This is a genomic window from Actinosynnema sp. NPDC020468, assembly GCF_040642015.1.
Classification (GTDB): Bacteria; Actinomycetota; Actinomycetes; order Mycobacteriales; family Pseudonocardiaceae; genus Actinosynnema.
In genome coordinates this window covers 19,683-33,356 of the sequence record NZ_JBFAEO010000033.1, presented here as the reverse complement: position 1 = coordinate 33,356, position 13,674 = coordinate 19,683, and the positions used below count along the sequence as shown (strand labels likewise).

The 13,674-nt window shown below is 72.7% G+C and carries 11 protein-coding genes and 1 tRNA gene; 7 read left to right on the top strand and 5 right to left on the bottom strand.

Annotated features, from left to right (window positions below):
• Window positions 1-11: 11 nt before the first annotated feature.
• Complete coding sequence (locus AB0G50_RS23110; RefSeq protein ID WP_360112115.1) at window positions 12-389, bottom strand: GntR family transcriptional regulator; 378 nt, start codon at window positions 387-389, stop codon at window positions 12-14.
• Between the two features lie 363 nt (window positions 390-752).
• A tRNA-Thr gene (locus AB0G50_RS23105) sits at window positions 753-828 on the bottom strand.
• Between the two features lie 276 nt (window positions 829-1,104).
• Between AB0G50_RS23105 and AB0G50_RS23100 the strand changes: the two genes are divergently transcribed.
• The 3 genes from AB0G50_RS23100 (at window position 1,105) to otsB (ending at window position 6,629) form a co-directional block, all read left to right on the top strand.
• Window positions 1,105-2,460 (top strand): threonine/serine exporter family protein, encoded by a 1,356-nt coding sequence (locus AB0G50_RS23100; protein ID WP_360112014.1) that lies wholly within the window; start codon window positions 1,105-1,107, stop codon window positions 2,458-2,460.
• Between the two features lie 148 nt (window positions 2,461-2,608).
• Window positions 2,609-4,045, top strand: coding sequence for a trehalose-6-phosphate synthase (locus AB0G50_RS23095; protein ID WP_360112012.1), 1,437 nt, complete (start codon window positions 2,609-2,611; stop codon window positions 4,043-4,045).
• Between the two features lie 52 nt (window positions 4,046-4,097).
• Complete coding sequence (otsB, locus tag AB0G50_RS23090; RefSeq protein WP_360112010.1) at window positions 4,098-6,629, top strand: trehalose-phosphatase; 2,532 nt, start codon at window positions 4,098-4,100, stop codon at window positions 6,627-6,629.
• A gap of 197 nt (window positions 6,630-6,826) precedes the next feature.
• Here otsB and radA read toward each other — a convergent pair whose 3' ends face one another.
• Window positions 6,827-8,188: a DNA repair protein RadA gene (gene radA / locus AB0G50_RS23085; RefSeq protein WP_360112008.1), complete on the bottom strand. Its 1,362-nt coding sequence runs from the start codon at window positions 8,186-8,188 to the stop codon at window positions 6,827-6,829.
• Between the two features lie 101 nt (window positions 8,189-8,289).
• The gene (locus tag AB0G50_RS23080) at window positions 8,290-8,919 is read right to left on the bottom strand and encodes a hypothetical protein (RefSeq protein ID WP_360112006.1); all 630 of its coding nucleotides are present in this window, start codon (window positions 8,917-8,919) and stop codon (window positions 8,290-8,292) included.
• A gap of 422 nt (window positions 8,920-9,341) precedes the next feature.
• On the opposite strand from AB0G50_RS23080, the gene AB0G50_RS23075 reads away from it, so the two are divergent.
• The 4 genes from AB0G50_RS23075 to AB0G50_RS23060 are packed head-to-tail and all read left to right on the top strand — an operon-like array spanning window position 9,342 to window position 11,431.
• Entirely contained in the window at window positions 9,342-9,830 is a 489-nt protein-coding gene (locus tag AB0G50_RS23075) for a CarD family transcriptional regulator (protein ID WP_012782996.1), read from the top strand.
• Between the two features lie 28 nt (window positions 9,831-9,858).
• Window positions 9,859-10,551, top strand: coding sequence for a 2-C-methyl-D-erythritol 4-phosphate cytidylyltransferase (gene ispD, locus AB0G50_RS23070; RefSeq protein ID WP_360112004.1), 693 nt, complete (start codon window positions 9,859-9,861; stop codon window positions 10,549-10,551).
• Window positions 10,548-11,030: a 2-C-methyl-D-erythritol 2,4-cyclodiphosphate synthase gene (gene ispF, locus AB0G50_RS23065; RefSeq protein ID WP_360112002.1), complete on the top strand. Its 483-nt coding sequence runs from the start codon at window positions 10,548-10,550 to the stop codon at window positions 11,028-11,030. Before ispD ends, ispF begins: the two co-directional genes overlap by 4 nt.
• A gap of 5 nt (window positions 11,031-11,035) precedes the next feature.
• The gene (locus AB0G50_RS23060; protein WP_360112000.1) at window positions 11,036-11,431 is read left to right on the top strand and encodes a PPOX class F420-dependent oxidoreductase; all 396 of its coding nucleotides are present in this window, start codon (window positions 11,036-11,038) and stop codon (window positions 11,429-11,431) included.
• 4 nt (window positions 11,432-11,435) lie between these two features.
• Here AB0G50_RS23060 and AB0G50_RS23055 read toward each other — a convergent pair whose 3' ends face one another.
• A complete protein-coding gene (locus AB0G50_RS23055; RefSeq protein WP_360111999.1) occupies window positions 11,436-13,649 on the bottom strand; it encodes a toll/interleukin-1 receptor domain-containing protein in 2,214 nt (737 codons plus the stop codon).
• Window positions 13,650-13,674: the final 25 nt, after the last annotated feature.

The window sequence follows — 13,674 nt, the reverse complement described above, 5'->3', positions numbered from 1 at the left end:
CGTTTGGTACGTCAGAAACGCTGGTCCAGCACCGAGCGGAACAACGCCTCGACGTCCTCCCGGCCCATGCCGTAACCCCGCGCCCGTTCCATCCACTCCAGCAGGTCGCCGCGCAACGGCGAGTCCTCGGCCACGCCCGGCGTGACGAGCGACCGGCGCACGAACGTGCCCAGTCCGGGGCGTGGCTCCACCAGCCCCTCGCGTTCCAGTTCGCGGTACGCCTTCAGCACGGTGTTGGGGTTGATCGCGGTCTGCTCCACCACTTCGCGCGCGGTGGGCAGCCGGTCGCCGGGCCCGAGCAGGCCCAGGCGCAGCGCCTGCTTCACCTGGTGCACGAGCTGGAGGTACGTGGCGACCCCGGACCGCCGGTCGATCCGGAACTCGATCAACCTCAACCCTTTCACTATCTGACTAGTGAAACCACTGATACGCTCACGTCAGGCCGCTGTCAAACGGGGTGCGAGGGTAGCGGGACGGGAGCACGGCCGACTGCGGCGCGGTCGGCGACCACCCGGACTCGCCGAACGGGGTGCGAGGGTAGCCGGACGGGAGCACGGGCGACTGCGGCGCGGTCGGCGACCACCCGGACTCGCCGAACGGGGTGCGAGGGTAGCGGGACGGGAGCGCGGCAAGTTGCGGAACGCGCCGCCGGGGTAGATGATCATGTGCACCGCGCCGGAACACCCCGGTCGAACGGCGCGCCGCGATCGACTCCACCCCTGACCGGCCGAAGGCGGCCGATCAAGGGCTCGTGGAGCCGGTGAGGGGACTTGAACCCCTAACCTTTCGCTTACAAGGCGAGTGCTCTGCCAATTGAGCTACACCGGCACGGCCGTCGAAGACCTGGAACATCGTAAATCCCCGCCCGGGGTGTTACCTGCGGCGAACGGTCTTCTCAAGCCGGGTTCACATTGATCCGTACGGCAGGCAACCCTACCCGCCGAGCGGAGCCCGGAAACCATATATGGCCAGGTCAGGCGCGTAAACAGAGTCGCGCCGAGCAAGATCGAATCACCCTCGGTGGGTACCCCTTCAGGGGGTGGCGCACGCCACAGGTCGTGTTGTGGCACCGTCGGGCGTGGCGAACACCCGACCAGCGAGGAGATGACGCCGGTGAACCCGCGGCGGTGGCGGTACCGAGACCCCGGAACACGTCCTGACCTGTACCGACCCGCCGAGGGACCGTCCCTTCCGGACGACTCCACCGTCCACCTCGTACTGGACCTCGCGCTGCGCGTCGGCGAAGCCCAGCTGGCGTCCGGAGCGGGCGCCGCGGACGTCACCGCGACCATGCTCGACGTGACGGCGGCCTACGGACTCCCGCACACCGAGGTCGACGTCACCTACACCTCCATCACCGTGTCCCACCGGCGCGGATACCGGGCCGCGCCGATCACCTCGATGCGCGTGGTCCGCGGTCGCGGCATCGACTACACGCGGCTGGCGAGCGTCGAGGAGCTGGTCCGCCGGATCACCGCGGGCGGCCTCGACGCGGGCGAGGCCTACGCCGAGCTGGACCAGGTGGTCAACGCGGGCCACCCGTACCCGCGCTGGGTCGCCACGCTCGCCCGCGCGGGCATGGCGGGCAGCGTGGCGCTGCTCGTCGGCGGCACGGCGCTGCTCGCGCTCACCGCGGCGCTGGTGACGGCGGTGGTGGACCGGGTCGGCCGGCTGCTCAACCGGCGCCGGCTCCCGTTCTTCTTCCAGCAGGTCGTCGGCGGCGCGCTGGCGACCACCGTGGCGGTGGCCATCTACGCCACCGACCTGCTGCCGAGCGTGCGGCCCTCGCTCCTGGTCGCGGTCGGCATCGTGGTGCTGCTGTCCGGGTTGTCGCTGGTCGGCACCGTGCAGGACGCGATCACCGGGTACAGCGTCACGGCCGCCGGCCGCACGGTCGAGGCCGCGCTGCTCACCGCCGGGCTGATCGCGGGCGTCGCGCTGACCCTGCGCGTCGGCGTGCAGTTCGGCGTGCGCACGTCGGTGTCGGACCCGCTGCCACCGCTGATCTCCGCGGTGCCGCTCCAGTTCGCGGCGGGCGCGGCCACGTCCGCGTTCTTCGCGCTGGCCGGGTACGCGCCGCCCAAGGCCGTCCTGGTGGCCGCGGCGGCGGGCGCGACCGGCACGGCCGGTTACGGACTGCTCACGCTCACCGGCACGAACGCGATCACCTGCGCCGCGATCGCGGCCACCGCCATCGGCTTCGGCGGCGCGATCCTGTCCCGCCGGCTCACCACCCCGCCGCTCGTCGTGGCGATGGCCGGCGTGGTGCCGCTGCTGCCCGGCTGGCTCACCTACCGGGCGCTCTACCAGCTCACGATCGAGGACGACGCGGCCGGCCTGTCCACCCTCGTGCTGGCGGCCGGCACCGCGCTCGCCCTGGCGGCGGGAGTCGTTCTGGGTGAACACCTCGGACGACCCGTGCGGTCGGGCCTGACCCGCCTCGGCGCCCGCCGCCGGTAGCTCGCGCTTTCCAGGTGACTTCGCCCACCTCGACTACTTTCGTCAAGTCAACACAGTGTGACGGGGCCGACGACCGGGCATCCCGCCTGCGCGTTCCCACTAACCTTCGACGTGGGCGAGACGAATCCCCCAAAGGAGGCGCTACCCGGTGAGCAGCATCGGCGAGAACGGCGCGGACTTCCTGGTCGTGGCCAACCGCCTGCCGGTTGACCTGGAGCGCCTCGAAGACGGCACGCAGCGCTGGAAGCACAGCCCCGGCGGCCTGGTGAGCGCGCTCGAACCGTTCCTCCGGTCGCACAGCGGCGCGTGGGTGGGGTGGCCCGGCATCGCGGACGCCGAGGTCGACGCGTTCGAGGAGGACGGCCTCCAGCTGCACCCGGTGACCTTGAGCGCCACCGAGGTGCAGGACTACTACGAGGGTTTCTCCAACGGCACGCTCTGGCCGCTCTACCACGACGTGGTCGAACGGCCCGCGTTCCACCGCCACTGGTGGAACACCTACGTCCGGGTGAACCAGCGGTTCGCCGACGTGACGGCGAAGGTGGCCGCGCAGGGCGCGACCGTGTGGGTGCAGGACTACCAGCTCCAGCTGGTGCCCGCGATGCTCCGCGAGCTGCGCCCGGACCTGCGGATCGGCTTCTTCCTGCACATCCCGTTCCCGCCGGTGGAGCTGTTCATGCAGCTGCCGTGGCGGACCGAGATCATCCGCGGCCTGCTCGGCGCGGACCTGGTCGGCTTCCACCGGCCGGGCGGCGCGCAGAACTTCCTCTGGCTGGCCCGCCGGCTGGTCGGCCTCGAGCCCAGCCGCGGCGCGGTCGGCGTGCGCACCCGTCCCGGCGTGGTCCAGGTCGGCGACCGCACGGTCCGGGTCGGCGCGTTCCCGATCTCCATCGACTCGGCGGGCCTCGACGCGCTCGCCCGGGACAAGGAGGTCCAGAAGCACGCCCGAAAACTGCGTGAAGACCTCGGGAACCCGAAGAAGATTCTGCTCGGCGTGGACAGGCTCGACTACACCAAGGGCATCGACGTCCGGCTGCGCGCGCTGCACGAACTGCTCGCCGACGGCCGCGTCGACCCGAGCGAGGTCACCATGATCCAGCTCGCGACACCGAGCCGCGAGCGGGTCGAGCACTACATCCACATGCGGGCCGAGATCGAGCAGATCGTGGGCCGGATCAACGGCGAGTTCTCCACCGTGGGCCACCCCGTCGTCCACTACCTGCACCAATCGGTCGACCGGCGCGAGCTGACCGCGTTCATGACGGCCGCGGACGTGATGGTCGTGACCCCGGTCCGGGACGGCATGAACCTCGTGTGCAAGGAGTACGTCGCCACCCGCTACGACCTCGGCGGCGCCCTCGTGCTGTCCGAGTTCGCCGGCGCGGCGGCCGAACTGACCTCCGCGTTCCTCGTCAACCCCCACGACCTCGACGGTGTGAAGAACGCCCTGGACGCGGCCCTGAAGCTGGATCCGGCCGAAGGCCGCCGTAGGATGCGCGCGCTGCGCCGCCAAGTCCTCACGCACGACGTCGACCGCTGGGCTCGTTCGTTCCTTGATGCCTTGGGCGCGCAAAGCTCGATCTGAATCAGTTCAGACCAGTTTACCGACCTGTCCCACCGAGCATTGAGGAGGGGCGTTGACCGCCGAAGCCCTCCCCGCCGAACTTCGTCGTGCGATCGTCCAGCTGGCGCGGACACCGCGGCTGCTCGTCGCCTGCGACTACGACGGGACATTGGCTCCGATCGTGGCGAACCCCGAGGACGCACGCCCCTCGACAGAGTCCGTCGGCGCGCTGCGCTCGCTGGCCGGACTGCACGAGACGACCGCCGCCGTGATCTCCGGGCGCGCCCTGAGGGACCTGGCGACACTGTCCAGGCTGCCCTCCGAGGTGCACCTGGTCGGCTCGCACGGCTCCGAATTCGACGTCGGCTTCGTGCACGCCATCGATGACGACGCGAGGGCGCTGCACCGCCGGCTGGAAGCCGAGCTGGAAAAGATCGTCGAGGGCCACGAGGGTGTGGCGCTCGAGGTCAAGCCCGCGAGCATCGCGGTGCACGTCCGCCGGGCCGCCGCCGAGGTCGGCGACCGGGTCCTGGAGGTGGTGCGGCAGGGGCCGTGCACCTGGGCGGGCGTGCAGGTGACCGAGGGCAAGGCCGTGGTCGAGCTGGCCGTGGTGCAGTCGGACAAGGGCCACGCCCTGGACGTGCTGCGGCACCGCGTGTCGGCCACCGCGGCGGTGTTCGTCGGCGACGACGTGACCGACGAGCGGGCCTTCGCCCGGATCTCCGGTCCCGACCTGGGCATCAAGGTCGGCGACGGCCAGTCGCTGGCCGAGTACCGGGTGTCGGACACCGGCGACGTCGCGACCGTGCTGGCGTTCCTGCTCGAGGAGCGGCGCGCCTGGCTGCACGGCGACCAGGCCGTGCCGATCGAGCGGCTGACCATGCTCGCCAACGAGCGCTCGGTGGCGCTGCTGACCCCGGATGCCCGGGTCAACTGGCTGTGCCACCCCGAGCCGGACTCGGCGGCCGTGTTCGCCGACCTGCTCGGCGGACCGTCGGCCGGGCACTTCTCGATCAAGCCCGAGCACGGTTCGCTGCCGCTGGGCCAGCGCTACATCCCGGGCACCATGACGGTGGAGACGCGCTGGTCGCGGCTGCTCGTCACGGACTACCTCGACCACGACCTGGCCTCGCACCGCACCGACCTGGTGCGGCGGATCTCCGGGTCCACCAACGCGCTGATCACGTTCGCGCCGCGGCCGGAGTTCGGCCAGGTGCCGGTGCGGCTGCTGCGCGAGCGCGACGGCCTGCGGGTCGTCGGCACGTCGGACCCGATGGTGCTGCGCTCGCCGGGCGTGGACTGGCAGATCACCTCGGACGGCATCCAGGAGACCGCCACGGCGGTCGTGCGGCCGCGCGAGTCCGCGCCGATCCTGCTCGAGCTGCGCTGCGGCACGGACGACCTGTCCGAGTCCACCGTGGGCGAGCCGGAGCGGCGGGCGCGCGCCGGGTCGTACTGGTCGGACTGGGCGGCGGCGCTGAAGCTGCCCACCGTCGAGCCGGAGCTGGTGCTGCGGTCGGCGTTGACCCTCAAGGGTCTGGTCCACCAGGAGACCGGCGCGATCATGGCCGCCGCCACCACCTCGCTGCCCGAGGAGCTGGGCGGCATCCGCAACTGGGACTACCGGTACTGCTGGCTGCGCGACGCGGCGCTGACCGCGCAGGCACTGGTGTCGGTGGGCTCGGTCGGCGAGGCCGAGGCGTTCCTGGGCTGGGTGCACGGCGTGCTGGCCACGCTGCCCGGCCCGGAGCGGCTGCACCCGCTGTACACGTTGCAGGGCACCATGCTGGGCGCCGAGGCGGTGATCGACACGCTGCCGGGGTACGCGGGCTCGCGGCCGGTGCGCGTCGGCAACCTGGCGAACCAGCAGGTGCAGCTCGACGTGTTCGGCCCGGTGGTGGACCTGGTGGTGCAGCTCGCCGCCGCGCGCGGCGCGCTGACCGACCCGGACTGGGCGATGGTGCAGGCCATGGCCGAGGCCGTCGCCCGGCGCTGGCACGAGCCCGACCACGGCATCTGGGAGGAGCGGCACGCGCCGCGCCACCACGTGTACTCGAAGGTCATGTGCTGGGTGACGCTGGACCGCGCGGTGCGGCTGGCGGAGACCTACGGCCGCGACGTCGACCCGTCGTGGCCGGTGCTGCGGGACACGATCTCGAACGACGTGCTCAAGCACGGGTGGAGCGAGGAGGCGCAGTCGTTCACCACGGCGTACGACGGCGACGACCTCGACGCGGCGTCCCTGCACGTGGGCCTGTCCGGCCTGATCGACCCGACGGACGACCGCTTCCAGGCCACCGTGACGGCGATCGAGGCCGAACTCCGCTCGGGCTCGACGGTGTACCGCTACCGGCGTGACGACGGCCTGCCCGGCGACGAGGGCGGCTTCCACCTGTGCGCGGCGTGGATGATCGAGTCCTACCTGCTCACCGGCCGCCGCACGGAGGCGGAGGAGCTCTTCGCGCAGATGGTCGACGCGGCCGGCCCGACGGGCCTGCTGCCGGAGGAGTACGACCCGATCGCGGAGCGCTCGCTGGGCAACCACCCCCAGGCCTACAGCCACCTCGGCCTGATCCGCTGCGCGCAGCTGCTGGCCGCCCGCTAGCCGACCGGCCCTGTTCCGCAGCGGGGACCGGCAGTAGCCCGGCCAAGGCCCCGCCTCCCACCCGGAGGCGGGGCCTTGGCCGTGCACAGCCACGAAATCCGGCCGCCGGGCGCGGTCGACGCGAGCGGCCAACCCCCCGCCGCTCCGAGCGCGCCCGCACCGTCACGCGGCCCGAACACCTCCGCCGCACCCGGCCGTCACTGCTTCAGCTTGAGCAACTTCAGCGCCTCGCCCAGGTCGTTGGCCACCAGCGCCCTGGTCTCCTTGGGCAGCTTGCCCGAGTCCGGCGGCACCAGCGCCCGCGTGTAGCCCAACCTGGCGGCCTCGCTGAGCCTGCGCCCGACGCCCGTCACGCGGCGCAGTTCGCCGGACAGCCCCACCTCCCCCACCACGACCAGGTCGTGCGGCAGCGGGTGGTCCAGGGCCGCGGAGGCCACCGCGAGCGCCACCGCGAGGTCCACGGCGGGTTCGGTCAGCCTCATGCCGCCGACGGTCGCGGTGAACACGTCCTTGTTGCCCGACGGCACGCGGCCGCGCTTCTCCAGCACGGCCATGATCATCGCGACCCGGGCCGAGTCCAGGCCGCTCACCGCGCGGCGCGGCGCGGGCAGGCTGGTCGGCGTCACGAGCGCCTGCACCTCGCCCAGCAGCGGGCGCTTGCCCTCCACCACGACCGTGATGGCGCACCCCGTGACGTCCTGGTCGCGCCGGTTGAGGAACAGGCCGGACGGGTCCGGCACGCCGACGATGCCGTCGTCGCGCAACTCGAAGCACCCGACCTCGTCGGCCGCGCCGTACCGGTTCTTGATGCCGCGCAACAACCTCAGGGACGAGTGCCGGTCGCCCTCGAACTGGAGGACCACGTCCACCAGGTGCTCCAGCACCCGCGGCCCGGCCACCGAGCCGTCCTTGGTCACGTGGCCCACCAGGACGACCGGCAGGTTCCGCTCCTTGGCGACCGCGATCAACCCGCTGGTCACCGCGCGCACCTGGCTCACCCCGCCGGGCGATCCGTCGACCGCGGGACTGGACATCGTCTGCACCGAGTCGATGATCATCATGCTCGGCCGGACCTGGTCGACCTGGCCCAGCACGGCCGAGATGTCGCTCTCGGCGGCCAGGTAGATCTCGTCGTGCAGGTTGCCCGTGCGGTCCGCGCGCAGCCGCACCTGACCGGCGGACTCCTCACCGGTCACGTACAGGCACCGGCCGACCGTGGCGGCCCACTGGTGGGCGACCTCCAGCAGGAGGGTGGACTTGCCGACACCGGGCTCGCCGGCCAGCAGCACGACCGCGCCCGGCACCAACCCGCCGCCGAGCACCCGGTCCAGCTCGCCGACACCGGTCGGCAGCGCGCGGGCCGACTCGATGTCGACCTGCCCGATGGGCCGCGCCTGCGAGCTCGGCGCGCCCGCCACCAACCGCTGCGGCGCGACACCCCGCTCCTCGACCGTGCCCCACGCCTGGCACTCGGGGCACCGCCCGACCCACTTGGCGACCTCGTTCCCGCACTCGGCACACCGGTAGGTCACCCGAGCGGTCCGCGCACTCTTCACCACGGCGTGGAGGCTACTGACACCCACTGACACCCCCCGCGCACCCGAGGTGTGGCGAAGCCCACCCGCGCGGCGGGTGGGCTTCGGGGGTGGAGCGGGTGGGGCTAGTGCTCGGAGGCGCCTTCCTTGCGGGGCTCCGGCGTCGCGCCGATCGGCAGCGTCAGGGTGACCGGACCCGACTTCTCGAACAGGAAGGTGACCTTCACCGTCTCACCCGGCCGGACCTCCTTCTTGAGGCCCTTCAGGGTGATCTTCAGCTTGCCCGGCACGGTCGGCGCGGCCGAGACCGACTTGGAGGCCGACACCGAGGCGGACGCGGACACCGACGCCGAAGCCGAGGCCGAGGCCGAGGCCGAACCCGTGGTCGACGGGGTGCCGGAGTCCGAGGGGGACGACGTCGGCGCGACGGTGGTCGTGGTGGCGGACGACGGGGACGCCGACGACGACGGCTTCGCGCCCGTCGTGGTCGTGGTGGGGTGGCTGCCCTCGTCGTCCTGGTCCGCACCGGCGGAGACGGCGGTGCCGGGCTCCAGCTCGACGTCGCCCTCCAGCGCCGCCTTGCCGGATTCCTCGCTGGTCACCTCGACCAGCTTGTCCGCGTCCAGGCCGTTGTTCGCGATCGTGACCACCAGCGGCGCGTCGGCGCCGGAGCGGTACAGCCCGTCCCCCACCGGGAACTTCAGCTGCGCGTCGCGCACGGCGATCTGCCCCGCCTGACCGCTCGCGCCGTTCACCGCGGCGACCTGGCGGTCCGTCTGGGTGATCTGCCCTGCGCTACAGCCCGCTGCGGCCAGACCGAAGCCGGCGACGACCGCGGCCGCCACGGCCAGTCGGCGAGGCGCTGGTGTCTTGTGCTCTGCGCGACCCACGGCTGCTCGGATCCTTCCGGTGTGCTGGCTGGCCGGGCCGTTCCCCGGAAAGGGGCACGACCACCGGTGATGGAGCCTAACCGGGTGCCCGCGACCCGGCGGCACGTGGTGCCCCACAAGTGATCGCGCCGTCCACTGTGGATCAAGATCGGCTCGGCGCGTTGCATGCGAACAGGTGATTTGTCAACCCCCACCAGGACCCTGACCAGCGCGAACCGATCTCCGGACGCCGAAGAGGGGATTGCTCGACGTGTTAGGATGGGGTTAGCGAAAGGGGCAGAGGACACATGGTTTTCAAGGTCGGAGAGACCGTCGTCTACCCGCACCACGGTGCCGCTCTCATCGAAGCGATCGAGACCCGCGTGATCAAGGGCGAGGAGAAGAAGTACCTCGTCCTCAAGGTCGCCCAGGGTGACCTCACGGTTCGCGTCCCCGCAGACAACGCCGAGATCGTCGGCGTGCGCGACGTGGTGGGCCAAGAGGGTCTCGACAAGGTCTTCGAGGTCTTGCGTGCTCCCCACACCGAGGAGCCGACCAACTGGTCCCGGCGGTACAAGGCCAACCTGGAGAAGCTCGCCTCCGGCGATGTGAACAAGGTGGCCGAAGTGGTGCGCGACCTCTGGCGGCGCGAGAAGGATCGCGGACTGTCCGCCGGTGAGAAGCGGATGCTGGCGAAGGCTCGACAGATACTGGTTAGCGAACTGGCGCTCGCCGAGGGCACCGACGAGGACAAGGCCGAGGTCCTCCTCGACGAGGTCCTCGCCACCGCGTCCTGATCCGATTCGAAAAAACTGACACACGGACATGGGTGTAGTCGCGCTCGTGCCCGCGGCGGGCCGTGGTGAACGGCTGGGCTACGGGATGCCCAAGGCTCTCGTGCCGGTCAACGGCGTCCCGCTGCTGGTGCGCGCGGTGCGCGGTCTGCTCGACTCCGGCCGCGTGCGGCACGTGGTCGTCGCGGCGCCGCCCGCCGATGTCGATGTCGTGAGCACCGTCACCGCCCCGTCGGCCTCGGCCGGCGGGGCGGTTCACGTCGTGGCGGGCGGCGCGGAGCGGTCGGACTCGGTCCGGCTGGCGCTGGAGTACGCGCTGCGCGAGATCCCCGGCACCACCGTCGTCCTCGTGCACGACGCCGCGCGCGCCTTCACCCCGTCGGCGGTCGTCGCCGCGGTGGTCGACGCGGTCGAGGCGGGACACCCCGCGGTCGTGCCGGTGCTGCCGGTCACCGACACGGTGAAGGAAGTGGACGACCGGGGTGTCGTGACGTCCACTCCGGACCGGGCGCGACTGCGGATCGTGCAGACACCACAGGGTTTCGCGGCCGACGTGCTGCTGCGGGCGCACGAGTCCGGGTTGCACGCGACCGACGACGCGGGCCTCGTGGAGCGGTTGGGCGTGCCCGTGCTGACGGTGCCCGGCCACCAGGACGCCCTGAAGATCACCACCCCGTTCGACCTCGCGGTCGCGCGGGCACTGTTCCCGGAGGACGGACGATGACCACCGGCACGCCCAGGGTCGGCGTCGGCACCGACGTGCACCCGATCGAAGCCGGCCGGGAGTGCTGGCTCGCCGGGTTGCGCTGGGACGACGCGGACGGCTGCGCGGGCCACTCGGACGGCGACGTGGCGGCGCACGCGCTGTGCGACGCGCTGCTGTCGGCGGCCGGTCTCGGCGACCTCGGCGCGATCTTCGGCACGAGCGACCCGCGCTGGTCGGGCCGGCACGGCGTCGAGTTCCTGGCCGAGGTGCGCAGGCTGGTCGAGGAGGCCGGCTACCGGGTCGGCAACGCGGCCGTGCAGGTGATCTGCACCTCGCCCAAGGTCGGCAGGCGGCGGGCCGAGGCGCAGGAGGTGCTGTCGGCGGCGGTCGGCGGGCCGGTGTCGGTCAGCGGCACGACGACCGACGGGCTCGGTCTCACGGGGCGGAACGAGGGGATCGCGGCCGTGGCGACGGCCCTGCTGGTCCCCGTAGCCTGATCACCATGGCGGTTACTCTCAGCGAGGCGGTCAAGGCCCTGGTCGACGGCCGCAACTTCGCCACGATCTCCACGGTCAACGCCGACGGCAGCCCGCACAGCGCGGTCATGTGGATCACCCGGGACGGCGAGGACCTGCTGTTCTCGACGCTCCAGGGCCGCAAGAAGGAGCGCAACCTCCGGCGCGACCCGCGGGTGAGCGTGTCGGTCTGGGACCAGGACGGCCCGGAGTCCTACGCGGAGTTGCGCGGCACCGTGACGATCACCGAGGACGAGGGCGGCGCGGTGAAGGACGCGCTGGCGCACAAGTACACCGGCAAGCCCTTCCCCGAGGAGGCGCCCGGTTCGGTGCGGGTCGTGCTCCGGGTTTCGGTGGACAGGGTGACCGGCCACACCACCTGAGCGGCTAGCCGAGCGCCCGGCGCACCTCCGACAAGCCCTCCATGCACGGCACCAGTCGGTGGTCGCCGGGTCCGTAGGCGTTCTCGAACACCTCCAGCGCCCGTTCCAGCAGCGGGCCCGCCTCGGCGTGCTCGCGGGCCGCGACGAGCGCCGTGCCGAGTCCCTCCAGCGACACGCCGACCCTGATGTGGGTCGGGTCGAAGCACGCCGAGTTGATCTCCACGGCGGCGCGCAGGAGCTCGACGGCCTCGGCAGGCCTGCCCCGCGCGAGCAGCACCCGGCCCAGGTTGTGCAGGCGCACGGCCACCTCCGGGTCGCCCACGCCGTAGTGCTGCTCGGCCAGCCGCAACGACTTGCCCAGCCGCGCCCGCGCCTCGGCGAGGTCGCCGACGGCGGCCAGCGCGGCGCCGGTGTTGTTCAGGTACGCGACGAACCGCTCCGGGTCCCGCCGGCACGGCCCGGCCGCCTCCAGGCTCGCCAACGCCTCCGCGGGCCGGCCGAGGTCCAACAGCACCAGACCCAGCTCGTTGTGCGCGAACCAGCAGGGCGCGACCAGGAGTGCCTGGCGCAGCAGGGCTTCGGCCGGTTCGGGCCGGCCGGACTCGCGCAGCGCGCGGGCCAGGTTCGTGGCGCAGGTGGCGTGGTCGGGGTGCTCGGGCCCGTAGACGACCTCCACGATCGCGAGCGCCCGCTCGAACAGCTCGAGCGCGGCCGTGAGCTGGCCCTGGGTCTGGAGGAACGTCGCCGCGCGGTCGAGCAGCCACCCGCACACCGGGCTGACGCCGGTGCCCTTGCCGCACGCGGCCAGCACGTGCGGCAGCAGCAGCTGCCAGCGCGGCCGGTGCGCGGGTTCGCCGGTGATCCGGGCGGGCACGTCCGCGGCGAGCAGCGCCGGCACGACGGCCGCGTGGTCCTCCCGGGCCCGCAGGGCCTCCCGGAGCCCGGTGTCGAGCAGCGTGACGCGGTCGGCGGTGCGGGTGACCAGCGAGTGCTCCACGAGCACGCCCACGACGTCCACGAACTGCTCGGGCCTCGCCGCGACGTCGGCCAGCGGCGCGGGCAGCAGTTCGGCGTGCCGGGTGAACAGGTCCATCGGCACCGGGTCCGGCGCGAGCCGGGCGAGCAGGCACACCAGCAGGAACGCGGCCGGGTGGGCGCGCTCGAGGCGGGCCAGCCGCGCGGCCGGGTCCGCCGACCCGTACTGCTCGGCGAGCTGGGTCGCGGTGGCGATGACGGCGGGCAGGCCGCCGCACTGCTCGGCGAACCGGGCGGCGGTCGCGCCGTCGAGCGACGGCAACCGGCGGCGCAGCAGGGCGATCGAGGTGTCGACGTCGAACGGGCCGACGGGCACGACGCGCCCGAGCGAGCCGAACTCCGTCGACCGGGTGGTGATCACCACCCGGTCGTGGTCGAGCAGGTGGTCGTGCAGCGCGAGCGGGCTGGTGGCGCCGTCGAAGACGATCAGCGACCGCCACCCGTCGTGGCGCCGCCCGCCGAGCCTGCGGCGCAACCGGGCCAGGTGGTCCGGCACCAGCGCGGGCTCGGCCGAGGGCACCCACCAGACCACGTCGAACGCGGACGAGTGCCGGTGCGCGTACTCGACCACCAGTTCGGACTTGCCGACGCCGGTCGGACCGACAAGCACCTGCGGTCGGGCGACCCGGCGGAACGCGCGGTCCAGCAGCGCCAGCTCCGCCTCCCGGCCGACGAACAGCGGGTTGCGCGGCGGCACGTCCCAGATCTCCGGCAGCGCGCCGGGGAACGACGGCGCGCCGCCGGGGAAGGTCGGGGCCGCGTCGCGCTCGGGTCGGGACGCCAGGGCGCCGCGCACCACGTCGTGCAGCCGGCGGCGGATCACGCCCTCGCCGACGCCGAACAGGTCCTCGCCGGGCGCCGAGCCGAGCGCGCCGGGCGTCGGGCAGTCCTCCACCCGCAGCACGACCAGCTTGCGCCGCTCGCCCAGGGGGTCGTCGCGCCACGCCGCCCGCCAGTCCGGCGAGCCCCACACCGACGCCAGGTAGGCCTCGGACAGCAGCACGACGACGCGCTCCGCCTCCCGCACCCCGGTGGCCATCCGGTGCACCCAGTTGCGGCCGGGGAGCATGTCCCAGGCCTGGATGAGCACGGTGTGGCCGTCCGCCTCCAGCCGCCACGCCACCCAGTCGGCCCAGGACTGGTCCTCGCCGGTGTAGGACACGAAGAAATCCGCCGTCGACACCCCTGCCATCCAACGGCACCGGGGC